Source organism: Bradyrhizobium sp. SZCCHNPS1003 (assembly GCF_032381555.1).
Classification (GTDB): Bacteria; Pseudomonadota; Alphaproteobacteria; order Rhizobiales; family Xanthobacteraceae; genus Bradyrhizobium.
On record NZ_JAUHIU010000003.1, the window covers coordinates 420,574 to 444,599 of the forward strand.

The 24,026-nt window shown below is 65.2% G+C and carries 23 protein-coding genes; 11 read left to right on the forward strand and 12 right to left on the reverse strand.

The genetic code is table 11. From position 1 onward, the window contains the following. Window positions 1–62: 62 nt before the first annotated feature. Window positions 63–1,280: a GGDEF domain-containing protein gene (locus tag QX126_RS07835; RefSeq protein ID WP_315738293.1), complete on the reverse strand. Its 1,218-nt coding sequence runs from the start codon at window positions 1,278–1,280 to the stop codon at window positions 63–65. A 390-nt stretch (window positions 1,281–1,670) separates the two neighbouring features. On the opposite strand from QX126_RS07835, the gene QX126_RS07840 reads away from it, so the two are divergent. Further along, a complete protein-coding gene (locus tag QX126_RS07840; RefSeq protein ID WP_315780272.1) occupies window positions 1,671–3,770 on the forward strand; it encodes a LamG-like jellyroll fold domain-containing protein in 2,100 nt (699 codons plus the stop codon). A 96-nt stretch (window positions 3,771–3,866) separates the two neighbouring features. On the opposite strand, the gene rpsI is transcribed toward QX126_RS07840, so the two are convergent. The 3 genes from rpsI to QX126_RS07855 form a co-directional block, all read right to left on the reverse strand. Then, on the reverse strand, window positions 3,867–4,349 hold the full coding sequence (gene rpsI / locus QX126_RS07845; protein WP_172109671.1) for a 30S ribosomal protein S9: 483 nt from the start codon (window positions 4,347–4,349) through the stop codon (window positions 3,867–3,869). A 1-nt stretch (window position 4,350) separates the two neighbouring features. Continuing rightward, the gene (gene rplM, locus QX126_RS07850) at window positions 4,351–4,815 is read right to left on the reverse strand and encodes a 50S ribosomal protein L13 (protein WP_315711511.1); all 465 of its coding nucleotides are present in this window, start codon (window positions 4,813–4,815) and stop codon (window positions 4,351–4,353) included. Between the two features lie 158 nt (window positions 4,816–4,973). Next, window positions 4,974–5,402 (reverse strand): PaaI family thioesterase, encoded by a 429-nt coding sequence (locus QX126_RS07855; protein ID WP_315775087.1) that lies wholly within the window; start codon window positions 5,400–5,402, stop codon window positions 4,974–4,976. An 84-nt stretch (window positions 5,403–5,486) separates the two neighbouring features. Between QX126_RS07855 and QX126_RS07860 the strand changes: the two genes are divergently transcribed. From QX126_RS07860 to QX126_RS07870, 3 genes are all read left to right on the forward strand, one after another. Continuing rightward, complete coding sequence (locus tag QX126_RS07860) at window positions 5,487–6,308, forward strand: enoyl-CoA hydratase (protein ID WP_315780273.1); 822 nt, start codon at window positions 5,487–5,489, stop codon at window positions 6,306–6,308. Window positions 6,309–6,623: 315 nt separating this feature from the next. Continuing rightward, window positions 6,624–7,208 carry a CoA-binding protein gene (locus tag QX126_RS07865; RefSeq protein ID WP_315780275.1) on the forward strand — a complete coding sequence of 195 codons (585 nt, stop codon included), beginning with the start codon at window positions 6,624–6,626 and terminating at the stop codon, window positions 7,206–7,208. Between the two features lie 226 nt (window positions 7,209–7,434). Next, a complete protein-coding gene (locus tag QX126_RS07870; RefSeq protein ID WP_315780277.1) occupies window positions 7,435–8,718 on the forward strand; it encodes an O-acetylhomoserine aminocarboxypropyltransferase in 1,284 nt (427 codons plus the stop codon). 329 nt (window positions 8,719–9,047) lie between these two features. Here the strand turns inward: QX126_RS07870 and QX126_RS07875 are convergent, their stop codons facing one another. Beyond that, entirely contained in the window at window positions 9,048–9,320 is a 273-nt protein-coding gene (locus QX126_RS07875) for a hypothetical protein (protein ID WP_315780279.1), read from the reverse strand. Window positions 9,321–9,560: 240 nt separating this feature from the next. On the opposite strand from QX126_RS07875, the gene QX126_RS07880 reads away from it, so the two are divergent. Continuing rightward, on the forward strand, window positions 9,561–9,899 hold the full coding sequence (locus QX126_RS07880) for a hypothetical protein (protein ID WP_315738300.1): 339 nt from the start codon (window positions 9,561–9,563) through the stop codon (window positions 9,897–9,899). Window positions 9,900–10,009: 110 nt separating this feature from the next. On the opposite strand, the gene QX126_RS07885 is transcribed toward QX126_RS07880, so the two are convergent. Then, complete coding sequence (locus QX126_RS07885; protein ID WP_315738301.1) at window positions 10,010–10,642, reverse strand: RraA family protein; 633 nt, start codon at window positions 10,640–10,642, stop codon at window positions 10,010–10,012. Window positions 10,643–10,771: 129 nt separating this feature from the next. On the opposite strand from QX126_RS07885, the gene QX126_RS07890 reads away from it, so the two are divergent. Together QX126_RS07890 and QX126_RS07895 are read left to right on the forward strand one after the other, a co-directional pair. Then, on the forward strand, window positions 10,772–11,671 hold the full coding sequence (locus QX126_RS07890; protein ID WP_315738302.1) for a LysR family transcriptional regulator: 900 nt from the start codon (window positions 10,772–10,774) through the stop codon (window positions 11,669–11,671). 172 nt (window positions 11,672–11,843) lie between these two features. Beyond that, the gene (locus QX126_RS07895) at window positions 11,844–12,752 is read left to right on the forward strand and encodes an amino acid ABC transporter substrate-binding protein (protein ID WP_315738303.1); all 909 of its coding nucleotides are present in this window, start codon (window positions 11,844–11,846) and stop codon (window positions 12,750–12,752) included. Between the two features lie 267 nt (window positions 12,753–13,019). Here QX126_RS07895 and QX126_RS07900 read toward each other — a convergent pair whose 3' ends face one another. The 4 genes from QX126_RS07900 to QX126_RS07915 all read right to left on the reverse strand — a co-directional run bounded on the left by QX126_RS07900 (window position 13,020) and on the right by QX126_RS07915 (window position 15,599). Beyond that, window positions 13,020–13,343, reverse strand: a complete 324-nt coding sequence (locus QX126_RS07900) for a transcriptional regulator (RefSeq protein WP_315780281.1) — start codon at window positions 13,341–13,343, stop codon at window positions 13,020–13,022. Between the two features lie 30 nt (window positions 13,344–13,373). Continuing rightward, window positions 13,374–13,574, reverse strand: coding sequence for a hypothetical protein (locus tag QX126_RS07905; protein WP_315738305.1), 201 nt, complete (start codon window positions 13,572–13,574; stop codon window positions 13,374–13,376). Between the two features lie 4 nt (window positions 13,575–13,578). Continuing rightward, on the reverse strand, window positions 13,579–13,884 hold the full coding sequence (locus tag QX126_RS07910; protein WP_315780283.1) for a BrnT family toxin: 306 nt from the start codon (window positions 13,882–13,884) through the stop codon (window positions 13,579–13,581). Between the two features lie 626 nt (window positions 13,885–14,510). Next, entirely contained in the window at window positions 14,511–15,599 is a 1,089-nt protein-coding gene (locus tag QX126_RS07915) for a COX15/CtaA family protein (RefSeq protein ID WP_315780285.1), read from the reverse strand. A gap of 102 nt (window positions 15,600–15,701) precedes the next feature. On the opposite strand from QX126_RS07915, the gene QX126_RS07920 reads away from it, so the two are divergent. After that, window positions 15,702–15,923, forward strand: a complete 222-nt coding sequence (locus tag QX126_RS07920) for a DUF2842 domain-containing protein (protein ID WP_315711497.1) — start codon at window positions 15,702–15,704, stop codon at window positions 15,921–15,923. Here QX126_RS07920 and QX126_RS07925 read toward each other — a convergent pair whose 3' ends face one another. Continuing rightward, complete coding sequence (locus QX126_RS07925) at window positions 15,924–16,985, reverse strand: polysaccharide deacetylase family protein (protein ID WP_315780287.1); 1,062 nt, start codon at window positions 16,983–16,985, stop codon at window positions 15,924–15,926. A 275-nt stretch (window positions 16,986–17,260) separates the two neighbouring features. Between QX126_RS07925 and QX126_RS07930 the strand changes: the two genes are divergently transcribed. Beyond that, entirely contained in the window at window positions 17,261–18,505 is a 1,245-nt protein-coding gene (locus QX126_RS07930; RefSeq protein ID WP_315780289.1) for a GNAT family N-acetyltransferase, read from the forward strand. On the opposite strand, the gene QX126_RS07935 is transcribed toward QX126_RS07930, so the two are convergent. Continuing rightward, window positions 18,502–20,772 carry an exopolysaccharide transport family protein gene (locus QX126_RS07935; protein ID WP_315780291.1) on the reverse strand — a complete coding sequence of 757 codons (2,271 nt, stop codon included), beginning with the start codon at window positions 20,770–20,772 and terminating at the stop codon, window positions 18,502–18,504. The genes QX126_RS07930 and QX126_RS07935 overlap by 4 nt on opposite strands. Before the next feature lie 364 nt (window positions 20,773–21,136). Between QX126_RS07935 and QX126_RS07940 the strand changes: the two genes are divergently transcribed. Beyond that, the gene (locus QX126_RS07940) at window positions 21,137–22,270 is read left to right on the forward strand and encodes a glycosyltransferase family 4 protein (protein WP_315780317.1); all 1,134 of its coding nucleotides are present in this window, start codon (window positions 21,137–21,139) and stop codon (window positions 22,268–22,270) included. A gap of 153 nt (window positions 22,271–22,423) precedes the next feature. Then, complete coding sequence (locus QX126_RS07945; RefSeq protein ID WP_315780293.1) at window positions 22,424–23,953, forward strand: undecaprenyl-phosphate glucose phosphotransferase; 1,530 nt, start codon at window positions 22,424–22,426, stop codon at window positions 23,951–23,953. The last annotated feature ends 73 nt before the right edge of the window (window positions 23,954–24,026 follow it).

Sequence of the window (24,026 nt, forward strand, 5' to 3'; positions counted from 1 at the left end):
TCGGCCTCCCCTGGTGTGGGCCGCTTGTCTAGCCCAGACCTCGGGAGAGCGAAAGCCGCGCCTCAGCTGGACAACACCGCCTGTCCCGACTGCGGCAGGCTGGCAGCGGCGCGCTGGCGGCGGTAGCGGTCGAGCGACAGTGGCAGCTCCGCCGACGCTTCGACCCGGTTGCGCCCGGAACGCTTGGCCTTGTAGAGGGCGGTATCGGCGGCCGCGAGCAGCACGTCGAGATCGGTCCCGCCCGGCCCGCCGGCGACACCGATGCTGACGGTGGTGTCGACCGGCTTGTCCTCGCACACCACGCCGGAGGCCGCGAACGCCTCACGGACACGCTCGGCGGCGACCATGGCCTCTTCGATCGAACAGGGCAAAAGTGCTGCGAACTCCTCGCCACCGATCCGCCCCGAGAGATCGGTGAGGCGCAGATTGTTGACCACGACGTTTGCGAACAGCTTCAGGACCTCGTCGCCCTCGGCGTGGCCGAAGCGGTCGTTGATCGACTTGAAATGATCGATGTCGAAGATCAGCACGCTGACCGGGCGCTGCTCGCGCGCCTCGCGCTCGATGAGCTGCGCGGAGGACTCGGCAAAGCCGCGGCGGTTGAGCAGGCCCGTCAGCGGGTCGGTGGTCGCCGCGCGCTTGTGGGCGCTGACGATGCGCTCTGACACCAGCATGAAGATCACGAACACGGTGCCGACCGCATAGAGCACGAGCTCGATCGAAAAGATCGTGACCCAGGCCGCGGCGAAGGCGCCGTCGGAATCGCGCAGCATGTTGCCGAGCAGGATCGGCAGCATCAGGACGAAGCCGTGCATCACCGGCACGATCAGCGCCGGCCAGCGCTTGTGCAAGGTCCGCCGCCGCTCCTGCCACAGCTCGGCCGCGGTCAGCATGGCGTAGATCACGACGATCGCGGCGCCGATCGTCAGCCGCAGCGCCTGCGCCGACGCATCGAGCAGCATGCCGCTGGCGATCCAGACCGTCGCGCCGAGCACGAGCCCAAGCACGCTCGGCGGCTTGCCGTGGAACACGCGCGCGGCATTCCACACCATGGCGGTGGCGATCAGACCGATGGAGCTCAGGAACAGCGACACCACCTCACCATAGAGCTCGCCGATCAGCGTCCACAGCGCGATCGCGACGGCGCCGAGAATATAGGCCGCCCCCCACCAGCGCAGCGCCGGCGTGTTCTCCTGTCGACCGAAATGGAGCAACATGGCGCCAAGCAGCGCCGCGACCATGGTCGCTACGATGTCGAGCGTCATGCTATCAAGCGCCATCGATCACCTCGGTTGCTGCGGCGGCGCGGGAAGTCAGGGTTAGCGCGGCCTTATCGCGATCAACCTAGCGGGCGGTTTGTTGGAAAGAGGTTTGCCTGGGATGCCAAGTTTTCTCGAAAAGCCCGGCGCAACTCGTCAACAAATTGCTGCGCAAGAAATCTGCAAACAGGATTCAAAAATGCCGAGGCAATCCGCGCGACCGCCCGCCCAGATTGCACACGGCACACACCCCTTCATTGATAGTTGTGCCCCCTCGCGTGCGGAATCAATGGTTTCCCGTCCTGCGGCGAACACTCATCGAAACGATAAGAAACCTTCTCAAATTTGAGATCATCTCTCCCTAACACGTCCCGACCGCGGCGCGATCCGCCGCTCGAGGTGGGGACGAGGATGTCTTTCGACGACGATTCATCGAACAACAAGCCGGCCGCAGGCCATCATCCGTCGCGCGGTCCGGAGCCGATGCAGGGCGTGGACCGCCGCACGCTGCTGCGCAACGCGATGGGTGTTTCGGCGCTCGGCCTCGGCGCCAGCCTGCTGCCCGGCCAGGCGGCGCACGCGCATTGGCGCATGCATCATCACCACCATCACGTCACCACCAGTTTCGCGCTCGCCGTCCTCCCCGATACGCAGTTCTACTCGCGCTATGCGACGTCCGAGGAAGGCCAGGCCTATCAGCGCCAGTATGGCAGCACGCCCTATCCGGCGCAGACGCAGTTCATCGTCGACAACGCCGCGAAGTATCACATCCCGTTCACGATCCATCTCGGCGACGTCGTCGACCAGTCCAAGCATCCGCAGCAATGGGCGGTCGCCGACGCCGCGATGAAGCTGCTCGAGAACGCCGGCCGGCCCTATTCGGTGCTCGCCGGCAATCACGACGTGCTGTCGGCGCTGGAGTTCGAAAGCGCGGCAAGCCAGAGCGCTGGCACCGATGCGCAGCGCGGCGCGTCCGAGCCTTATCTCACATGGTTTCCCACCAGCCGCGCGGCGAAGCAGCGGACCTTCCTGGAGCGCCATCCGACCGGCTGGCACGAGGCGCATGTGTTCCACGCCTGCGGCGTCAGCTTCATGGTGCTGTCGCTGTCCTGGCGCGCCTCGGATGATGCCATCGCCTGGGCGCGCAGCATGATCGCGCGCCATCCGATGCTGCCGGTCATCCTCGCCAATCACCAGTTGCTCAACATCGCCAATGACGGCACGAGTCCGCTCGAGGTCGCCTACGGCCAGTATCTCTGGGACAAGCTGATCCGCAGCAACGACCAGATCTTCATGACCCTCAACGGCCACTATCATGGCGGCGCGCTGCTGACGAAGATCAACGACTTCCACAATCCGGTCCACCAGATGGTGGTCGACTATCAGATGGCCTATCAGGGCGGCAACGGCCTGATGCGGCTCTACGAGTTCGACTTCACCCGCAACAAGATCGACGTCGCCTCGTTCTCACCGTGGGTGGTCGCGAAGCCGAAGGACAGCCTCAAGCAGTTCGACCGCGCCTGGCTGACCGAGGACAATCACGAGTTCACCATTCCCATCGACTTCCGCCGCCGCTTCGCCCGCTTCACCAATTTCTGCCATCTGCCGGCCTTCGCCGGCACGCCGATCCTGCCGCGCGTCAAGCAGGATCTCTACGCCAACTACACCGAGGCGCCCGAGCCGGTGGTGGTGCCGCCGGCGAACGAGCAGGACTATCCGCTGATCGCCGAGACGGTTGCGCATTGGCGGATCGCCTCGTCGGCGATCGGCAAGGCGGTGGCCGCCGGCACTGCACTGCCGGACCTCACCGCCGCCAACCCGATGCAGCGCGCCTCGCTCACGGGCGCAGCTCAAGTGGCTGACGTCGCCTTCACCGCCGACAAGCATCGGCTGTCCTCGGCGCCGGGCAGCATGCAGTTCCTCAACACGACCAAGCAGGGCGCCGGCCGCTTCAGCTGGTTCACGACCGCGGCCAACGCGCCGATCAACGCGGCAACGTTCGCATCCGGCTATACCGTCGAAGCCTTCATCAAGATCGATCCGAACTGGAAAGCCAGCGACCACGCCTGGTGCAACATCCTCACCCGCTTCGGCAACCGCGGCTGGCTGCCCGGCTATGCCGGCGGCGACCCGGAATCGCCGCCGATCCTGTTTGCGATCTCGAACCTGCGCGAGGTGCAGTGGGAGATCGTGCCGTCGAGTTCGACCCAGCAGCCGCAGACCGATTGGTCCGGCGAGATCATGCTGAACACCTGGTACCACCTCGCGATCGTCAACGATCCCAAGGACAATTCGACCGTGCTCTACATCGAGGGCGCGCCGGTCGTGCGCAGCGTCATCGGCGGCAACGGCCTCGCGAGCGTTGCGGCGAGCCAGCCCTGGGCACTCGGCTGCGGCTGGTGGGATCGCGCACCGTCGGACGGCTTCATCGGCAGCATCGGCGAGGTCCGCGTGGTGTCGAAGCCGCTGGCACCGAACCAATGGCTGACGGCGCGCCGCGCCAGCGCCTGATCCGCACAGGCCTCACGCAAAACAAAACGGGCGCCCGCGAGGGCGCCCGTTCGTATTGGAGAGCAAGGGATCCGGCCGCAGCCGGAACCCGAGAGATCAGCGCTTCGAGAACTGGAAGGAGCGGCGGGCCTTGGCCTTGCCGTACTTCTTACGCTCGACGACGCGCGAGTCACGGGTCAGGAAGCCGCCCTTCTTGAGGACGCCGCGCAGCTCCGGCTCGAAATTCGTCAGCGCCTTGGACAGGCCGTGACGGACCGCACCGGCCTGGCCGGACAGGCCGCCGCCGGCGACCGTGCAGATCACGTCGTACTGGCCCTTGCGGGCGGCGACGACCATCGGCTGCTCGATCATCATGCGCAGCACCGGACGAGCGAAGTAGACCTCGATGTCGCGGGTGTTGACGGTGACCTTGCCGGAGCCCGGCTTGATCCAGACGCGGGCGACCGCGTCCTTGCGCTTGCCGGTGGCATAGGCGCGGCCGAACTTGTCGACCTTCTTCTCATACTTCGGAGCGTCCGGAGCCGTGACGGCGCCCTTGAGCTGCGACAGCTGATCGAGAGACTGGATGCTTTCGGCCATCTTATGCGGCCCTCGTGTTCTTGCGGTTCAACTTGGCGATGTCGATCTTCTCGGGGTTCTGCGCCTCGTGCGGATGATCGGGTCCGCCATAAACACGCAGATTGCCCATCTGCACGCGGCCCAGCGGCCCGCGCGGGATCATGCGCTCGATGGCCTTCTCGATCACGCGCTCGGGGAAGCGACCCTCGAGGATCTGGCGCGCGGTGCGCTCCTTGACGTGACCGACATAGCCGGTGTGCTTGTAGTACACCTTCTGCTCGCGCTTGCGGCCGGTCAGGACGGCGTGCGCGGCATTGACGATGATGACGTTGTCGCCGCAGTCGACGTGCGGCGTGTAGATCGGGAGGTGCTTGCCGCGCAGCCGCATGGCGACCAGCGTTGCGAGACGGCCGACGACCAGACCCTTGGCGTCGATCACGACCCACTTCTTCTGGACCTCGGCCGGCTTTGCCGAAAAGGTTTTCATGAGAGATATCCGTGACAGGGAGATTGCGGCGCGGGTGACGCGCCGAACTGGTCGCAGCTTCTAGAGAAGCCGCCCGCATTCGTCAACGCCATCCGAGCAAAATTATAGCAACAAAAACAATTGCTTATAAATAAGGTGCAATAATACCCTCGAAAACCTCACGCATTCGGAATGGAATAGGTGGCCGTGACGTGGGCGATCGGATCAGGCGATTCCCCTGACAATAGCGTGACTTCGCCGACCGCGAGCCGCTTGCCGAGCTTGAGCAGCCGCGCCTCGGCCAGCACGTCGGCGCCGGCCGCGCCCTTGCGCAGGAAGTTGATGTTGAGATTCGTCGTCACCGCGAGCCCGACCGGGCCGATCGCCGACAGCAGCACCACGTACATCGCGAAGTCGGCCAGCGCCATCAGGGTGGGCCCGGAGACCGTGCCGCCGGGACGCAGCATGCGCTCGTTGAAGCGCTGGCGCATCCGGCAGCTCCGGCCGTCGGCGCTCTCGATGCTGATGTCGCCGCCAGTGCGGAAGGCCTGGGGAAATTCCGCGTGCAGGAACGTTTCGAGTTCCGCGATGGTCATCTTCGCCGTCATGTCTCCCCCTGCTCTGTCGCGTTGCCTTCTGTTACATTAGCCGCGATCCAGCGCCCAAACGGAAATCGCCAACCGGAAATCGCAATGTCCGCCCCTGCCCCCGCCAATGCCGCCGACGTGCCGATCCTCGCGCGCGAGATGGCCGGCGCCGTCGCCGTGCTGACGCTGAACCGGCCGGCACAGCGTAACAGCCTGTCGGAGCCGCTGATCGCGGAGCTGCATCAAGCCCTGGCCGAGATCGGTGCCGACAAGGCCGTGCGCGCCGTGGTGATCGCGGCCAACGGCCCGGCGTTCTGCGCCGGCCATGACCTCAAGGAGCTCACCGCCCGTCGCAGCGATGCCGATCGCGGCCGCGCCTTCTTCGCCAAGCTGATGAACGCCTGCAGCGCGATGATGCAGGGAATCGTGCATCTGCCGAAACCCGTCGTCGCCTCCGTGCAGGGCATCGCCACCGCAGCCGGCTGCCAGCTGGTCGCGAGCTGCGATCTCGCCGTCGCCTCCGAGCGCGCGTCGTTCGCGACGCCCGGCGTCGACATCGGCCTGTTCTGCTCGACGCCGATGGTGGCGCTGTCGCGCAACGTGCCGCGCAAGCAGGCGATGGAGATGCTGCTGACCGGCGAGCCGGTTCCAGCTGTGCGTGCCCGCGACATCGGCCTGATCAATCGCGTGGTCACGGCCGGAACGGAACGCGACACGGCGATTGCGCTGGCACAACAAGTCGCGCGCAAATCCGCCTATACAATCAAGCTCGGCAAGGAAGCATTCTACCGCCAGGCTGAGATGAGCCTTGCCGACGCCTATCGTTATGCGGCAGAGGTGATGACGCAGAACATGCTCGCCCGCGACGCGGAAGAAGGCATCGGCGCCTTCATCGAGAAGCGGACTCCGACCTGGCGGGATGAGTGACGCCCGCCGCTCTCTCCTCCGTCATTGCGAGCGCAGCGGCGTGTCGGCCGAAGCCTGCAAGGCGAAGGCGGACGCAATCCAGAGTTCCACCCGAGCCCCTGGATTGCTTCGTCGCGGAGCCTGTCATCGGGCCGCGCGTTCGCGCGGACCCGTTGGCTCCTCGCAATGACGGCATCAATAACTTCGTCATTCCGGGGCGATGCGAAGCATCGAACCCGGAATCTCGAGATTGCTGAACTCAGCTCGGGATTCCGGGTTCGCCCTTCGGGCGCCCCGGAATGACGATGCCCGATATAACTAATAGAAACGTGCCCCATGAATCACGACACCTATCCCGACGACTACATCCGCGGCATCCTCAACGGCGTGAAGGTGATCGCGATGGTCGGCGCCTCGCCGTCCGAGATCAGGCCGAGCTTCTTCGCCTTCAAATATCTGGTGCAGCGCGGCTACGACATGATCCCGGTCAATCCCGGCCATGTCGGCAAGAGCCTGATGGGCCGGCCGTTCGTCGCCTCGCTCGCCGACATCGGCCGTCCCATCGACATGGTCGACATCTTCCGCAGCTCGCAGCACATCATGCCAGTGGTCGACGAGGCCTTGAGGCTGTCGCCTTTGCCGAAAGTGATCTGGATGCAGCTCGGCGCGCGTGACGATGCGGCGGCCGAAAAGGCCGAGGCCGCTGGGCTGAAGGTCGTCATGAACCGCTGCCCCAAGATCGAATATGGCCGGCTGTCGTCGGAGATCTCCTGGATGGGTGTCAACTCGCGCACCATCAGCGCCAAGCGCGCGCCGATCCCGACCCAGGGCATGCGGCTGTCGCTGAACCGCACCAGCGTCGGCGGCGGCACGACGGCAGCGGCCGACCGCGCCGCGAAGGACAGAAGCGATCCCTCCTGACGCATCTGCGAAAGGATCGTGTCGCGACGACGGCGCGACACAGCAACGCATTTCAAATCCGACTGATTATCGCCGCCAGCCTTGACGGCATCTTGCCCGGTGGCAAATGTCCTCCGCCGGGATGACGCGGAGGCGCACGACGGCGCGCTATTGACACCGTCTCCCATCATCGATCCCTGCATCAGCCGGCGCCGCTGCGCGAGGGATCAAGCCAAGAGGAAACATCATGACCGACCGTGCCCCGGGATTTGCCACCCTCGCCATTCACGCCGGCGCCCAGCCTGACCCCACCACCGGCGCGCGGGCGACGCCGATCTATCAGACCACGTCGTTCGTGTTCAACGATGCCGACCACGCCGCCTCGCTGTTCGGGCTGCAGGCGTTCGGCAACATCTATACCCGCATCGGCAACCCCACCAACGCCGTGCTCGAGGAGCGCGTCGCAGCTCTCGAGGGCGGCACCGCCGCGCTGGCCGTGGCCTCTGGCCATGCCGCGCAGGTCGTGGCGCTGCAGCAGTTGCTGTCCCCCGGCGACGAGTTCATCGCCGCGCGAAAACTCTATGGCGGCTCGATCAACCAGTTCACGCATGCGTTCAAGAGCTTTGGCTGGAACGTGGTGTGGGCCGACACCGATGACGTCGCGAGCTTCGAGGCGGCGGTGAGCCCACGCACCAAGGCTGTATTCATCGAGTCGATCGCTAATCCCGGCGGCACCATCACCGACATCGAGGCGGTCGCGCAGGTGGCGCGCAAGGCGGGCGTGCCGCTGATCGTCGACAACACGCTGGCCTCGCCCTATCTGATCCGCCCGATCGATCACGGCGCCGACATCGTGCTGCACTCGCTGACCAAGTTCTTAGGCGGCCACGGCAACTCGATCGGCGGCGTCATCGTCGATGCCGGCACCTTCGACTGGGCCGGCAGCGGCGACAAATATCCGATGCTGACGCAGCCGCGTCCCGAATATCACGGCATCCGGCTCCACGAGACGTTCGGCAATTTCGCCTTCGCCATCGCCTGCCGCGTGCTGGGCTTGCGTGATCTCGGACCGGCGCTGTCGCCGTTCAACGCCTTCATGATCCTGACCGGCATCGAGACCCTGCCGCTGCGCATGCAGAAGCATTGCGACAACGCCAAGGCCGTCGCCGAATATCTCAGCAAGCATCCCGGCGTGGCCTCGGTGAACTACGCCGGCCTGCCCGAGGACAAGTATTACACGCTGGCGCGCAAATACTGCCCGAAGGGCGCCGGCGCCGTGTTCACCTTCTCGCTCAAGGGCGGCTACGACGCCGGCGTCAAGCTGGTGTCGAACCTGAAGCTGTTCTCGCATCTCGCCAATGTCGGCGACACCCGCTCGCTGGTCATCCACCCGGCCTCGACCACGCACAGCCAGCTCGACGACGCCGCCAAGATCAAGGCCGGCGCCGGCCCCGACATCGTCCGCATCTCCGTCGGCATCGAGGACAAGGAAGACCTGATCGCCGACCTCGAGCAGGCGCTGAGCGCGTAAGGCGCGTTTCGCTCTACGGATCGCGCCGCGCATCGGCGTGCGGCGTGACGAGCGCATCTCTCACCACGTCATGGCCGGGCTTGTCCCGGCCATCCACGTCTTCGCCCCGGCAATGACGACGTGGCTGCGCGGGCCGTCGCCGCGCCGAAGGGGCTTCGGCCCCGCAGGCGGGACAAGCCCGCGCATGACGAGTAACTGACGGCTGAGACAGCAAGCGGCCCCGAAAACAAAGAGAGCGCGGGCGGCCCCCTGGGCTTCCGCGCTCTCCTTCGTCCCACGGCCGGGCCGTTGCCGGCTTCTCGGACCGCGCCCTCGTTAACTCCAGGTGATCATCTCATCAGCTGCAACAGGCGCGCGTGCATCTGGCCGGCCAGTGGCAGCGCGGAGGCCGCGATCAGCCGGCTTGCCGACAGCGCCTGCAGTCCTGCGGCGCCCTCGTCGATGGCAGCGAGTTCAGCGTTGACTGAGCCGGTCCGTGATTGGAGATTTTGGCGCGCCGACGCCGAAAACATGATCACCGACATGCTCGAAACCTTCTGGTCTGAGACTCTGATGAAATGCAGCAGAGATTTTCGCGCCCGGACGCAGCGGCCGGGCTGCATTCGGCCGACCTTCAAAATCGCCGGCAGCAGTAAGCTTGCACCCGCAGAACTTAACAAAAGCTGAAAATGCCCGTCCTTCTACGGATGATTGCAGCCAACTGTCGGATGCCGGAAGGATTTCGTTAACCATACCCGGCTCATCCTGCCGCCCGTGGAATCGCCTTCCGGACCCGCGTGAAAGCAGCGGTGGATGTATCGCGAAGCGCCGACGCCACCCGAACAGAAGTCGAGGAGAGCAGGATGCGAACGTTGGTGATCATGATGCTGCTGGCGGCCATCGCGGCGAACGGCGTCGTGCTCGCAGCCGACCTGCCGGCCGTCCACGACAAGATCGTGCACATCAAGGCCCGCCGCGCCGTGAGAGCGCCGCCGCCGACGGTCGTCGTCGTCAGGGACCAGGACTCGCTGATCTCCCCGATGTGGCCCTCGACGCCGCTGCTGTTCGGCCGCCAGGAGCTGCCCGGCTATTACGGCCGCGCCTTCTCCTACGACTACCAGGGCCCCTATTACGGCGGCGAAGGCTACACCAACTACATGTTCCGCCTGCCTTATGCCTGCGGCGTGTATGGGTATTGCTGAGCGGGGTGCCGTTGGCATGCAAGTAGCCCGGATGAGCGAAACGACATCCGGGACGACAAGGACGAGGTCCGCATACCGCCAAGGCTCGTACGGATGACCGCAATAGACGCCTATTTTGCGTAGGCACCGCCATAGCGCCCCGCGCGGATGCTCGCCAGGATTTCGGCTTCACGCTGCTCCTGCGCGCGGGCGGACTCGAGCAGTTCGGATGCGATCGCCGGCGCGAAAGCGACCACTCCGTCGGCGTCGGCAACCACGATATCGCCTGGCGTGACGATCATGCCGCCAATCGACACCGGCACGTTGATCGTACCCGGACCGTTCTTGTAGGGGCCACGGTGATTGACCGCACGCGCGAACACGGGGAAGTCGGAATTCATCAGCACGCCGGAATCCCTGATCGCACCGTCGACGACAATCCCGGCCGCGCCGCGTTCCCTCGCGATGGCGGCGATGATCTCGCCGACCAATGCCCGCGTCTCGTTGCCGCCGCCATTGACGACGAGGACGTCGCCAGGCGTAATAAGATCGAGCGCGCGATGAATGAAGAGATTATCCCCCGGCGCCGTATTCACGGTCAGCGCGATCCCGGCCATCGGCGAGCCCGTATAGAATGGCCGTAGACTGGCTGCACCAGGCAACCGCTGAAGGTTGTCGCTGATCACGGCCGTGGAAACGCTCTTGAACGCGGCGACGACCGCCGCATCGATCGGCGCACCAGGCTGCGCTTGTCCCTCACCCATTCTCGCTCCCCGTCTTGCACAGTCCAGAGCGTCGCTCGATGGCGCCCCGCCTCGGCGGTGTAGGACTCGTCTTGAATTCAGAAAACCGATAAATGGAGATATCGATCCATCTCTTTTTTGAATGCGAACATGGTCACCCTGAAGCAGCTAGAAGCTTTGAACTGGATCGCGGAGCTCGGCACGTTCGAACGCGCCGCAGCCAAGCTGAACACGACGCAATCGGCGATCTCGAAGCGCATCCAGGAGCTCGAGGCCTCAGCGCGCGTTCCGCTGTTCGATCGCAGCCAGCGCGGGGCTCGTCTGACCGAACGTGGCGAGCAGATCCTTGCTCTTGGCCGACAGATGTTGGCGTTGCAGGACCAGATCCTGGAGTTGAAGGACGGCCGGCAGTCACCGGCGCGCCGTCTGCGGCTTGGGGCGACGGAGCTGTCAGCGCTGACATGGCTGCCGCGTCTGGTTTCGGCCATTCGCGAAGCCCATCCGGCGGTGATGATCGAGCCTGAAGTCGAAACCTCCCGAAGCCTCTACGATCGGCTGATCGAGGGCAGCCTCGATCTCGTCGTCATCCCGGACGTCTTCTCTGACCCGGAGGTGACGTCGCTGCGGCTTGCCGAAGTGCAGAACGTGTGGACGGCGCGCCCCGGCCTGGTCAGAACGCGCCGGAGCCTCGATTTCGACGAGCTTGGTCATCATACGATTCTGATGCAGGGCCGTCGCTCGGGCTCCGGCCTCTTCGTCAACAAATGGCTCGCGGCCAACGGCGTCTCCTTCAAGCGCGCCATCTCGGTCGACAATCTGACTGCGCTGGTCGGGCTCGCCGTGGCCGGCCTCGGCATCAGCTATCTTCCGCAACGCTGTTTTCGTCCTCTCTTCGAGCAGAAGAAGCTGGTCATCCTGCCGGTCAAGCCGACGCTGCCGGCCGTGCCCTATGCGGCCATGTATCGCAACGACAGACCCTCGGCCTTCGCGGCCGCCGTAGCGGATCTGGCGCGCCAGACCTGCGATTTCGGCCGTCAACTCGAAGGTTAGACAGGGCAGGTGAACCCGGCGACGACGCCCGGCGCGGCGATCCATCACCTCCAGGAATGAGAAAGAAGGCGGTTTTATCCCTTTTCATCCAGGCCGGACGCAGCGAGGCTGCATCGCCGCTGCGCGTGCAACGCTGCACGCGCAAAGAGGATTGCTGCGAGGAGAGGCTTTGATGCGCATTTGGGGACTTCTGCTGACGGCAGCGCTCGCTGCAAACGCCGCCGGCGCCGAGGAACTGACGGGCACGCTCCAGAAGGTCAAGGAGACGAACAGGATATCGATCGGCTTCCAGGAATCGTCGGTGCCGTTCAGCTATCTCGACGGCAACCAGAAGCCGGTGGGCTACGCGCTCGACATCTGCGCCCGGATCGCGGATGCGGTCAAAAAGGAGCTTGGGCTTCCTAACCTCACGATCGAAACCGTTCCGGTGACGTCATCCAATCGCATACCGCTGATGACGAATGGCACGATCGACCTCTTGTGCGCCTCCACTACCAACAACGCCGAACGCCAGAAACTCGTGACCTTTGCCAATACGCACTTTCTCAGCGCCACACGCTTTGCGGCCAAGAAGTCGCTCTCGCTCCAGACGATCGACGACCTCAGGGGAAAGACGGCCGTCGCGATCGCTGGATCGACCAACATCGCACAGCTGAACAAGGTCAATGTCGAACGCAAGCTCGGCATCAACATCGTGCCGGCCAAGGACCAGGCCGAAGCGTTCCTGATGCTGGAGACCGACCGGGCTCAGGCCTATGTGCTCGATGACGTCCAGCTCGCGGTCGCCATCGCGCGGTCGAAGGACCCGGCGGCGTACATGATCAGCAGCGACGCATTCTCCAAGCCCGAACCTTTCGGCATCATGCTGCGCAAGGACGATGCGCCGTTCAAGGCCATCGCCGATCGCGTCACGGCCGAGCTCTATCAGAGCCCCGCCATCGAGGCGCTCTACAAGAAGTGGTTCGAGTCACCCGTGCCGCCGACCGGGATCAACTTCAACTACCCGATGCCGGCCCCCTTACGCGCCGCGTTCAAGTCGCCCAGCAGCAGTCCCGACCCGGACGCGTATGCGCCCGATTGAAGCTCGCGATATCCGTGCCAACAGCAACGGCGGAGATAGCCTCATCCGCCGCAGTCGCCTGCGACGGACGGCCCTCGGCTATTGCCAAGATCAGCGGCGGCGGCGCTCCTGATATCTATTTCGCCGCCTTGATCCGCGCGATCTCCTCCTTGAGGAGCGTCGCGACCAGTTCGTCCAACGACGAGCCGCACTCGGCGTTCGAGAAGTCGTATTCGTTCTTCATTGGTTGAGAGCAGCTGTGATCTTGTTGATCCGCGCGCCCGTAACTCACTCCGCGGCCACGACGCGCACGTCGAGCTGCACGCCTGTCTCTGCCTGCAACACGCCGATCACGCCAAGCAGGTTCTCGGCCGTGGGATTGCCGGATGGCCCTAACATGCGCATCAGGCTCTTCGACGGCCGCCCGAGCGCCTTGCTCAACGCCTCGAAGCCGATCGTTGCGTTGATATACGCACGCAGGCCGGCGCGGCCGTCATCGACCTCTCCGCGCAGCAGCGCACTCACGGCTTCCTGGAACAACGCCTCGCGAAACGCCGGATCGCGGTCCGAGCGCGCCCGAACCGTGTCGCGGAAGTCTGGTCGCGAAGGCATCATGAGGTGCTCGCAGAAACTCCCAAAGAGCTATTTCGCAGCCTCGATCCGCTCAATATCCTCCTTGAGAAGCGTGTTGACCAATTCGGTCAACGATACGCCCCGCGCGCTGGCCAGCCCGGTCAGGTGATCGAGCACATCAGGCTCGAGATGCACCGGAGGCAGCATTCGCGCGCCCTTGCGAAAGAACTTGCCGCGTTCGGCGTTCGAGAAATCGTATTCATCCTTCATCGGATCACCCATTCTCGTAGGAGCGGATTTCGCGCCGGGTCGGGCGACGGACAGAAATGATGCGGATCGCTGCGCGGTCTGCCGATAGCTCCGTGTACGTATGCACGACCAGCAGTAGCTCGTGCGCAATATTGCGTCCCATCGTAACCCATCGTTCCTCGCCTGCGCCAGATCCGTCATCGAGACGCGAGAGCGCCAACGGATCGCTGAAGATGCTCATCGCCCGCTCAAAGGCAACGCCATGCTTGCGCAGATTGCTCTCTGCCTTGGCCGGATCCCAATCGAACTCGAATTGCGTGGTCCGCCCCACCCGGCGATGTCCGCGACACGCCACGCTTGCCAAACGACGCAAATCAGCTTATGTTCTCTTTTTGTTCCTATCCAGCCGAGGGGCGCTTCCGGATCGTCCAGTTGCGTAGGGCAGGAATGCGGTGGACGTGGCGGGCCGTGCGTGGACGAAAGTTTGCGAGGACGAGCGACCTGTCACGGACGGCGAAATCGCGTGGTCCTGGCGCCCCGACGCTGGCGCTAAGTTTCGTGTGGGTGCTCAACGCATCGCATGAGGTGACGGGGGCAAGACAGCCCGGTCCCCGGGGAGATCGCGTATAAGCGTTAAAACCATCGCGCGGGGAAGGCCGGGTGTTTTCGGCCGTACCTGTGGTGACCGCCGCGTGCTTTTTTCTTTGCACGCGGGCCATGGGTGCCGGCCAGGCATCCGGCCTTCCCCGCGCCCTCGCGTGTTTTCGAGGGTGAAACGATCGGCAAAGCTCGGCGCGATAGCGCGCGAGGATGAAAACTGATGTCTCCACGTCATTGCGAGCGAAGCGACTTGTCCGCCGAAGCTCGAAGAGCGAAGGCGGAAGCAATCCAGAGTCGCGCGCGGGACTCTGGATTGCTTCGTCGCCTTCGGCTCCTCGCAATGACGGAAGAGAAACTCTACCCCACCTGCCCCGCAGCCACGGCCGCCTGCGGCACGGCGACAACAGCGACACGTCGCGGCGACAGACGTTCGGCCTGCAGCACGGCGAAGGTCAGCACGATGATGGCCGTACCCTGATGCAGCAGCGCCAGCGAGATCGGCACCAGTGCGAGCAGAGTGAGAATGCCGAGCACGACCTGCACCAGGATGGCGGCGAGTAGCCGGTGGGCGCTGCGCACCACCGCCCGTCCGGCGCCCGCGCGCATCACGTCGAAGGCGTGCCACGCGGCCAGCGCCAGCAGCGTGTAGGCGGTCATGCGATGCATGAACTGCACCGTCAAATCGTTCTCGAACAGGTTGATCCACCACGGCGACTGGATCCACAGATTGGCCGCCTTCGGGATCAGGCCGCCGTCGATCTCGGGCCAGGTGTTGTAGACGAGGCCGGCGCGCAGGCCGGCCACCAGCGCGCCGAGATAGAGCTGCACGAAGGTGACGCCGACCAGCAGCCAGGCTGTCAGCCGCAGCCGCGCCGGCACCTCGGCCTCCTCGCGCGGCGCGAGTCGGCGCAGGGTCCAGACGATCGACGCGTAGATCAGCAGCGCCAGCGCGAGATGGGTCGCCAGCCGGACCGGCGCCACCTCGGTGCGCTCGGTGAGGCCGGAGGCCACCATCCACCAGCCGACCGCGCCCTGCAGCGCGCCGAGGCTGAAGATCAGCCACAGCCTGCGGCCGAGCGGCCCGGAGACGGCGCCGCGCCACAGGAACCACAGGAAGGGCAGCAGGTAGACCATGCCGATGACGCGGCCGAGCAGCCGGTGGCTCCACTCCCACCAGAAGATGGTCTTGAATTGGTGCAGGGACATGCCGGCGTTCATCTGCCGGTACTGCGGAATGGTCTTGTAGGCCTCGAAGGCGTCGGTCCAGGCCTGCTCCGACAGCGGCGGCAGGGTGCCGGTGACCGGCTTCCATTCGACGATCGACAGCCCGGATTCGGTCAGCCGCGTGGCGCCGCCGACCAGCACCATCAGCGCGATCAGGCCGGCCACGACGAGCAGCCAGATGCGGATCGCGGCGAGATCTGTGGTGCGGGGAACCGTGGTCATGGACGTTGAACGCTCGATTGAACCGGGGCTGACAGGCCCTTATAATCCCGAGGAAATCGCGCGCAAGCCGTGCCGCCCCCAGCCGAGGCTGACAATCCCGTCATGACGATCCGCACCCGCAAACTGATCGGCGCCGTCGCGCTGCTCCTGCTCGCTTTCGCCTGGTCGATGATGGGCATGGTGATGGCGCAATTCCCTCTGATCGCCAATTCCGGCTGGCTGCAGGCGGTGTATTACGTCGTGGTCGGCATGGGCTGGGTGCTGCCGGCGATGCCGATCGTGAGCTGGATGCTGCGCCCGGATCCGGAGCGGCAGCAGGGCTGATCAGCCGAGATCGAGTTTCGGCTGCGGCGCGGATTTTTCCCGCGGCAGGGTGATGCCGGCCATCAGCACCTTCAAGGCGCGCAGCGAGCGCGAGCGGCCGTCCCAGGCGATCCGCGGCAGCATGTGCAGGCTGGTGCGGCCCTCGCTTTGCACGACGCCGCCGATGGCGGAAGCCGCACTGACGAAGCCCGCCTGCTCCGCGAGCACGACGTCGCTGCGGCGGAACGAATAGCGATCGCCGAACGGATACGCCATGTGCCGGACCGGTCGCCGCAGCGCCGTCTCCAGCACCGCCATGCCCATCGTGATCTCGCGCTGGGCGTCGGCATCCCGGAGATTGGCGAGGACGGGATAATGCACGGTGGCACTGCCGATCGTGACGTTGGGGTCGGCGGCGAGACGGGCGATGTCGGTCCAGTCCATCGAGGACTCGCGGCTCAGGGCGGCGAGATCGACCGAATGGCGCGCGCAGAGGTCGCGGATCGCGATCGACAGCTCGGCCGGAGGCAGCTTGCGCAGCCAGCCCGCGAGATGGGCGAACAGCTCGTATTTTTCGGCCGTCGTGGACACATTGAAGCGCTGCTCCCGATGCTCGATCACGAGGCTGATGCGGGCCTCGCGCGCGATCACGGCCTCCAGCGCCAGCCACCAGGCTTCGCCGAGACCATCGGGAAAGGCCGGGGGCACGTAGACGGTGAACGGCACGCCGTGGCGGGCGAGCACGGGATAGGCATGCGTGATCACGTCCTTGGAGGCGCCGTCGAAGCTCAGGCAGGCGAAGCGACGGCTTTCGGGCAGCCGGACCGACCGGTGGCAGGCCTCGTCGAGCGAGACGATCTCATAGCCCCAGCGCTTCAGCGCCCGGATCACCTTGTCGAGAAAAACGGGCGTGATCTCCGCGCACTTCAGCGGCTGAAACGCCCCCTTGCGCCGCGGCCGTACCCGCTCGAACCGCAGCACGGCGCCGGCGCCGCCCGTGGCCCGCGACGCGAGCAGCGTGCGTCCGCTGAAATAGGCCAGCTCGAGCCGGGCGCTGCGCAGCCACCTGTTGTCCGACGACAATTCCCGCGCCCCTTCCCCGAATCCCACTTGAAACCAGACCGTCCGCGCCCACCTGATGCTGTCAGACCATGGCGCGATCGCGTCATGATCACCGCCATCCGATGATAGCGATCGTCCGCCGTCAAGATCGCGTGGCCGCTGCCGATTTGAACAGGTCTTTGTTTGTGCCATTCCCGATTTGGGACGAAGTCATTGCCATTACCTTTTGTTGAGACTTCTTTGCGAGGGTCTCCCGACGTCAAGCAACAAAATTCCACGACAACGCGAGCTGCGCGATGACCATGGCCGCCGTGATCGAGAGCCGGACGGCGCAGGCGCCCGCGCGGCGGCTGCCGTCGGGGCTCGCGCGGGTCGACGTCGTGTCCGATCTGGCCGCCGCCGAGCCGGTCTGGCGCGCGCTCGAAGTCCCCGAACATGTCTCGACGCCCTACCAACGCTTCGACCTGCTCGGCGCATGGCAGCGCGACGTCGGCGCGCGCGAGCATGCGACGCCTTTCATCGTCATCGGGCGTGATGCCGAGCAACGCCCGCTGCTGCTGCTGCCGCTGACGTTGCAGCACGCCTGCGGCATGCGCATCGCCACCTTCATGGGCGGCAAGCATACGACCTTCAACATGCCGCTGATGGATCGCGAATTCGCCACGCGCGCCAGCGCCGGCGATCTCGACGTCCTGCTCGCAGGGGTGCGCGACCGCGGCGGTGTCGACGTGCTCGCCTTGACACAGCAGCCGCTGCACTGGCGCGATCTCGCCAATCCACTGGCGCAATGGCCGCACCAGTCGTCGGTGAACGACTGTCCGGTGCTGTTGATGCCGCCGGGGGCTGCGCCGACTGCGCTGTTGTCGAATTCGTTCCGAAAGCGACTGAAGAGCAAGGAAAAGAAGCTGCAGGCGCTGCCCGGCTATCGCTACATGGTCGCGAGCAGCGACGCCGAGATCGCCGAGCTGCTCGACTGGTTCTTCCGCACCAAGCCGATCCGCATGGCCGAGCAGAGGCTTCCGAACGTGTTCGCGGAGCCCGGCATCGAGGCCTTCGTGCGAAGCGCCTGCATGGCAAAGCTCGACTGCGGGCATCGCGCCATCGATATCCACGCGCTGCGCTGCGACGACGAGATCATCGCGTTGTTTGCCGGCGTCGCCGACGGGGCGCGCTTCTCGATGATGTTCAACACCTACACGCTGTCGGAGAATGCGCGCTGGAGCCCCGGGCTGATCCTGATGCGCTCGATCATCGATCATTACGCGCGAGAGAATTTTCGCGCCCTCGATCTCGGCATCGGATCTGACGACTACAAGCGGATGTTCTGCAAGGATGACGAGCCGATCTTCGACAGCTTCATGCCGTTGACCGCGCGGGGCCGCGTCGCCGCAACGACGATGGCTGCGGTCGGACGGGCCAAGCATGCCGTCAAGCACAGCCCTGCCCTGTTCCGTCTGGCACAGCAGCTGCGCGGCGCGCTGCAATCGCGTGGCGGCGCCGCCCAGGTGGACGAAAAGGCCGACGAGAAGGCCGGAGACTAGGCGGCGACGCCGCGCGGCCCCGGCTGGTTGCGGTTGGCGCCTCCGACCGGTGCCTTCAGCATGGTGACGGCGCCGAAGCCGACCTCGCGCAGCTGCTCGCTCATCTGGCTGCGTGCGTCGGCAGACATGTTGGGATCTGGCACGACGATGGCGCGCGCGCCCGCGGTCAAAAGCTCGGCCGGCAGGTCGGAGGCATTGCCGGCGTCGAGCAGCACGTGGTCGTAGACTCGCAGCAGCGCATCGATCGCGAGCGCGAGCCGCGGCGATTGCAGTTGGCTGCGGTCGGCGCCGGGGCGGCCGGCGTTGACCAGATGCAGCCGCGAGGCCTGGTCCTTGGTGATGATGGACGCGAACGATGCCTCACCCAGCATCAGCTCGATGAGGCCGGGCGCGGCCGGATCGACCGACACGCCTGCAAGCAGTTGCGGGCTGCCGGCGAGGTCGACCAGCACCACGCGCGCCTGCGCTGCCATGGTGCGCGCGATCGCGAGCGCGGTGGACGTGACGGCCTCGCCGCCGGCCGTACCGAGCACGGTGACCTTGCGGGCGCCCTCTCCCGCGGCGAGCAGATCGGATGCGAGCTGCTCGAACTCGTTCATCGGCGGCGGCTTGACCGGTTCGGGCGCGACGGCGGCCACCGCTGGCGGCACGACCGCGGCGGGACGCGCCGCTGCAGTCGTTGCCGACGCGGCAACGGCCGGCGCTGCGGCGACCATGGGCGCCGCGATCATCGGCTCGACCCGGGCCGCGAGCACCATGACATCCGGCATCGCGCTCGCCGCTGGGATCTGGCTCGCTGGGCGCGGCGCGGTCAGACGCAGCAGCTCGCCGGTGATGACCACGCCCGAGGTCAGCATCAAGGTCGCCAATGTGGCGATCAGCACGATCGGCAGCTTCTTCGGGTACGCCGGCGTGTTGGACAGCACCGCCCGCGAGATGATCCGCCCATCCGCCGGCGGGGTGTCGAGCGACTCACGGGTGTTCGCCTCGCGGTACTTGGCGAGATACGATTCCAGCAGGTCGCGCTGCGACTTCGCATCGCGCTCCAGCGCCCGCAGCTGGACATCGAGGCCATTGGTGGAGGTGGCCTGCTTCTTGGCCTGATCGAGGCTCTGGCTCAGCATCTGCACCCGCCCGTCGGCGATGCGCGCGTCGCTGTCGAGCGAACGCGAGATCTTGCCGGCCTCGTCGCGGATCTGGCGGTCGAGATCAGCCAGTTGCGCTTTCAGCTCCTTGATGCGAGGGTGATTGTCGAGCAGCGTCGACGACTGCTCCGCGAGCTGCGCGCGCAGATTCACGCGCTGCTCGGACAGCCGGCGCATCAGCTCCGAGTTGACCACCTCGGACGCCTCGATCGGCTGGCCGCTCTGCAGCATCTCCCGGATCAGCCGTGCCTTGGTCTCGGCATCCGATTTCAAGGCGCGCGCATTGTTGAGCTGGGTGTTGACCTCGCCCATCTGCTGGTTGGACAGCGACGTGTTGTTGGTCCCCATGAACGAATTCGACTTGGCGCGGAACTCCTCGACCCGCGACTCCGCCTCCTCGACCTTCTTGCGCAGCCCCTGGATCTCCCCAGAGAGCCATTGGCTGGCCGATTTCGCCTGCGCCTGGCGGGCATTCTGCTGAACTACGAGATAGCCATCCGCGATCGAATTCGCGACTTGCGCCGCAAGCGCCGGATCCTGCGACTGGAACTCGACGACGAGCACCCGCGATTTGTCCACGGCGTAAACGGTCAAGCGCTCGTAATAGGCGTCCATGACGCGCTCGTCCGGCGTCATGGCGAGCGGATCTTTCACGAGGCCGATCATCGCCGCGACCGACTTCAGCGGCGACACGCCCCGCAGCACGGGATCGAACTCCGACAGCTCGCCCAGCTTGTTCTTCCTGATGATGTCGCGGGCCAGATCGCGCGACAGGACCAGTTGCACCTGGCTCGTGACCGCCTCGGCATCGAGCGCCGTCCGCTCCTCGGTGCGCTCCCCGTTCGGCCGCACGAACACGTTCTCGCGGCCGTCGATCAGAATCCGCGCTTCGGACTTGTAGCGCGGTGTGATCATGTTGACTGCGGCAATCGACAGAACGAGAGCGAGCAGCGTGGGCAGAAGGATGAAGCCACGCTTTCGCGCCAGGGCACGACCGACCAGCCGGATGTCGAGATCGCCGGCCGGGCCGGGCTCCGCCGACGACGGCGAGCCTGTCACAGGTCGGGCGGAGGCTCCGTCAACCTGTGTCTTCTTGCCGGCACGCCAGAACGCCAACCGCATTATCCACTCCCGCGAGACCCGCGCCACGCCGCCACCATACGTGGTACAATTACACTCTATTAAGGTTGCTGACGGGTTAACCGGAGCGCCTGCAACCTCGCCCTATCGAACAATCGTCATCCTTCGCCATATGCTGCTCGCAACACGTGAGCTTGCGCCAGATCGTCACAATGCTGGTGCGAGCTTGCCTGGTAGTGACGACAAGTGAGACTTTGTTAACCATCAAGCCTCTATCGAGGTTGGAGCTATCGATATTCAGCGACGAGAGGCGCCCGTGCTTCCGCTATCCGCCAGTCGTCAGATCAGCTCGCGCAGCGGCGCCTGGCAAAACCAAGCGCAAGCCGAGGGCGCGGGCGAGTTCGACATGGCACCGTCGCAGAACAAACCTCTCAAAATCCTTCACGCGGTCAGAGCTCCCGTCGGCGGCATCTTTCGGCATATCCTCGACCTTGCCAACGGTCAGGTCGATCACGGGCACGACGTGGGCATCATCGCGGACAGCCTGACCGGCGGCGAACGCGCCGATGCCGCGCTGGCCCAGATCGCGCCTCGCCTGACACTCGGCGTGCACCGCATCCCCATTCATCGGGAGCCTTGGCCGAGCGACATTCTGGCGCTGAGACGGTTTTATCGACTCGCCCGTACACTCGCCCCGAACGTTCTGCACGGCCACGGCGCCAAGGCCGGCGCATTCGTCCGCCTGCTGCCGCACCGGCCAGGAACGATCCGCATCTACACGCCTCACGGCGGTTCGCTGCACTACCCACGCGACACGTTCAAAGGCGCGCTGTATGGCCGGCTTGAACGTGCGCTGATGAACCGGACCGACCTCTTCCTGTTCGAGAGCGTATTCGCCCGCGATACCTATGAGCGCATGATCGGCCATCCTCAGGGACTGGTGAATTGCGTCTTCAACGGTGTCACTGCAGGCGAGTTCGACCCGATCGCACCAGCCCGGGACCAGACCGACCTGGCGTATGTCGGCGAGTTCAGGCACATCAAGGGCACGGATCTGCTGATCGATGCCGTCGCGGAGCTGCGCTCCCGTGGCCGCCCGCTGACGCTGACTTTGGGCGGCGACGGCGAAGAGATGACGAAACTCAAGGCTCAGGTCGAACGCCTCGGTCTTGCGGCCGCAGTACGCTTCATCGGCCACGTGAAGGCCCGCGACGGATTTTCGAAAGGGCGGCTGCTCGTCGTTCCCTCGCGTGGCGATTCCATGCCCTATGTTGTGATCGAGGCGGGAGCCGCCGGGGTTCCGATGATCGCAGCGAGAGTCGGCGGCATCCCTGAGATCTTCGGACCGCACGACGACGCGATGTTCATGCCGGGCAACGCGACCGCGCTGGCCGACGCAATCGCTGCCGCACTGGACGATCCGGCTACCACGCAACTGCGCGCCAAGGCGCTGCGCGAGCGGGTCTTCCAGCATTTCTCACAGAAAGCGATGGTCGATGGCGTGCTCAACAGCTATCGTGAGGCGTTTACCAAGACCTGACGTCATTTACCATCGCTAACCGTTTCTTTCGATTTGGCCCTTAATCCCGCCGGTGGGGAATTTCCCCCGGCGCTATCAGCGCTTACATGACCACAAATACTAACAAACATAATCCGGGCTTGTACGACTGTGGAACCGATCAACGCTCGCTCGATGTTGGATGCTGCTGCGGCGACGGCCGCATCGACCGCCGCGGCCGGACGGCCGGCCGTTGAACGGCGCCGCCGCTTGTCGCCGGCGGCCCTCGCGGTCGCCAATCAGAAGGTTCACCGCGCCTACTCTCCGATCGTCCTCGCCGGCATCGTTCGCATCATCGATTTCGTGCTGCTGAGCGTCGTCGGCAGCGTCATCTATTTCGGCTACGTGGTTCCGCTCAGCGGCTTCCATTGGGAGTATCTCGTTGCCATTCTCGGCCTGGCCGTGACCACGGTGGTGTGCTTCCAGGCCGCCGACATCTACCAAATCCAGGTCTTCCGCGCCCAGGTGCGGCAGATGACCCGGATGATCTCGTCCTACTGCTTCGTCTTCCTGCTGTTCATCGGGCTCTCCTTCTTCGCCAAGATCGGCAACGAAGTCTCCCGTCTCTGGCTCGCCGCGTTCTTCTTCGTGGGGCTCGGCGCGTTGATCGCGAGCCGCGTCGTGCTGCGCAACCTGATCCGCAGCTGGGCCAGGCAAGGACGCCTCGATCGCCGGACCATCATCGTCGGCGCCGACCAGAGCGGCGAGGACTTGGTGCGTGCCCTGAAGGCGCAGGACGACTCCGAGATCGAGATCCTCGGCGTGTTCGATGACCGCAACGACTCCCGCGCGCTCGAGACCTGCGCTGGCGCGCCGAAGCTCGGCAAGGTCGATGATATCGTCGAGTTCGCGCGCAGAACCCGCGTCGACCTGGTGCTGTTCGCGCTGCCGATCTCGGCGGAAACCCGCATCCTGGACATGCTGAAAAAGCTGTGGGTGCTGCCGGTCGACATTCGCCTTTCGGCCCATACCAACAAGCTGCGCTTCCGGCCGCGCTCCTACTCCTATCTGGGCGTGGTCCCGACGCTCGACGTGTTCGAGGCCCCCATCACCGACTGGGACCTGGTGATGAAGATGCTGTTCGACCGGCTGGTCGGCGGCCTCATCCTGCTGCTTGCGCTTCCGGTGATGGCGCTGGTCGCGCTCGCGATCAAGCTCGACAGCCCGGGGCCGGTGCTGTTCCGGCAGAAGCGGTTCGGCTTCAACAACGAGCGCATCGACGTCTTCAAGTTCCGTTCGCTCTATCACCACCAGGCCGACCCCACGGCGTCCAAGGTCGTCACCAAGAACGATCCGCGCGTGACCCGCGTCGGCCGCTTCATCCGCAAGACCAGCCTCGACGAGCTGCCACAGCTGTTCAACGTGGTGTTCAAGGGCAACCTCTCGCTGGTCGGTCCGCGGCCGCACGCCGTGCAGGGCCAATTGCAGAACCGGATGTTCGACGAGGCCGTCGACGGCTATTTCGCCCGCCACCGCGTCAAGCCCGGCATCACCGGCTGGGCGCAGATCAACGGCTGGCGCGGCGAGATCGACAACCAGGAGAAGATCCAGAAGCGCGTCGAGTTCGACCTCTACTACATCGAGAACTGGTCCGTGCTGTTCGACCTCTACATCCTGCTCAAGACGCCGCTGGCGCTGATGACCAAGAGCGAGAACGCCTATTGATATCGGGGATCCGGAGCGGGCACACGCCCGCTTCGCGCGTGTGTCTGGCCGATCCCGCCATGCGTTGCGTATG

Excerpts from the sequence above, each read along its gene's own strand:
- QX126_RS07935 (WP_315780291.1), bottom strand. The coding sequence starts at position 20,772 with ATGCGGTTGGCGTTCTGGCGTGCCGGCAAGAAGACACAGGTTGACGGA.
- QX126_RS07895 (WP_315738303.1), top strand. The coding sequence starts at position 11,844 with ATGCGCATTTGGGGACTTCTGCTGACGGCAGCGCTCGCTGCAAACGCC.
- QX126_RS07875 (WP_315780279.1), bottom strand. The coding sequence starts at position 9,320 with ATGCAGCCCGGCCGCTGCGTCCGGGCGCGAAAATCTCTGCTGCATTTC.
- QX126_RS07865 (WP_315780275.1), top strand. The coding sequence starts at position 6,624 with ATGAATCACGACACCTATCCCGACGACTACATCCGCGGCATCCTCAAC.
- QX126_RS07890 (WP_315738302.1), top strand. The coding sequence starts at position 10,772 with ATGGTCACCCTGAAGCAGCTAGAAGCTTTGAACTGGATCGCGGAGCTC.
- QX126_RS07905 (WP_315738305.1), bottom strand. The coding sequence starts at position 13,574 with ATGAAGGATGAATACGATTTCTCGAACGCCGAACGCGGCAAGTTCTTT.
- QX126_RS07900 (WP_315780281.1), bottom strand. The coding sequence starts at position 13,343 with ATGCCTTCGCGACCAGACTTCCGCGACACGGTTCGGGCGCGCTCGGAC.
- QX126_RS07945 (WP_315780293.1), top strand. The coding sequence starts at position 22,424 with ATGTTGGATGCTGCTGCGGCGACGGCCGCATCGACCGCCGCGGCCGGA.
- QX126_RS07930 (WP_315780289.1), top strand. The coding sequence starts at position 17,261 with ATGACCATGGCCGCCGTGATCGAGAGCCGGACGGCGCAGGCGCCCGCG.
- QX126_RS07940 (WP_315780317.1), top strand. The coding sequence starts at position 21,137 with ATGGCACCGTCGCAGAACAAACCTCTCAAAATCCTTCACGCGGTCAGA.
- QX126_RS07870 (WP_315780277.1), top strand. The coding sequence starts at position 7,435 with ATGACCGACCGTGCCCCGGGATTTGCCACCCTCGCCATTCACGCCGGC.
- QX126_RS07835 (WP_315738293.1), bottom strand. The coding sequence starts at position 1,280 with ATGGCGCTTGATAGCATGACGCTCGACATCGTAGCGACCATGGTCGCG.
- QX126_RS07915 (WP_315780285.1), bottom strand. The coding sequence starts at position 15,599 with ATGACCACGGTTCCCCGCACCACAGATCTCGCCGCGATCCGCATCTGG.
- QX126_RS07840 (WP_315780272.1), top strand. The coding sequence starts at position 1,671 with ATGTCTTTCGACGACGATTCATCGAACAACAAGCCGGCCGCAGGCCAT.
- rplM (WP_315711511.1), bottom strand. The coding sequence starts at position 4,815 with ATGAAAACCTTTTCGGCAAAGCCGGCCGAGGTCCAGAAGAAGTGGGTC.
- QX126_RS07920 (WP_315711497.1), top strand. The coding sequence starts at position 15,702 with ATGACGATCCGCACCCGCAAACTGATCGGCGCCGTCGCGCTGCTCCTG.
- QX126_RS07860 (WP_315780273.1), top strand. The coding sequence starts at position 5,487 with ATGTCCGCCCCTGCCCCCGCCAATGCCGCCGACGTGCCGATCCTCGCG.
- QX126_RS07885 (WP_315738301.1), bottom strand. The coding sequence starts at position 10,642 with ATGGGTGAGGGACAAGCGCAGCCTGGTGCGCCGATCGATGCGGCGGTC.
- QX126_RS07880 (WP_315738300.1), top strand. The coding sequence starts at position 9,561 with ATGCGAACGTTGGTGATCATGATGCTGCTGGCGGCCATCGCGGCGAAC.
- QX126_RS07855 (WP_315775087.1), bottom strand. The coding sequence starts at position 5,402 with ATGACGGCGAAGATGACCATCGCGGAACTCGAAACGTTCCTGCACGCG.
- rpsI (WP_172109671.1), bottom strand. The coding sequence starts at position 4,349 with ATGGCCGAAAGCATCCAGTCTCTCGATCAGCTGTCGCAGCTCAAGGGC.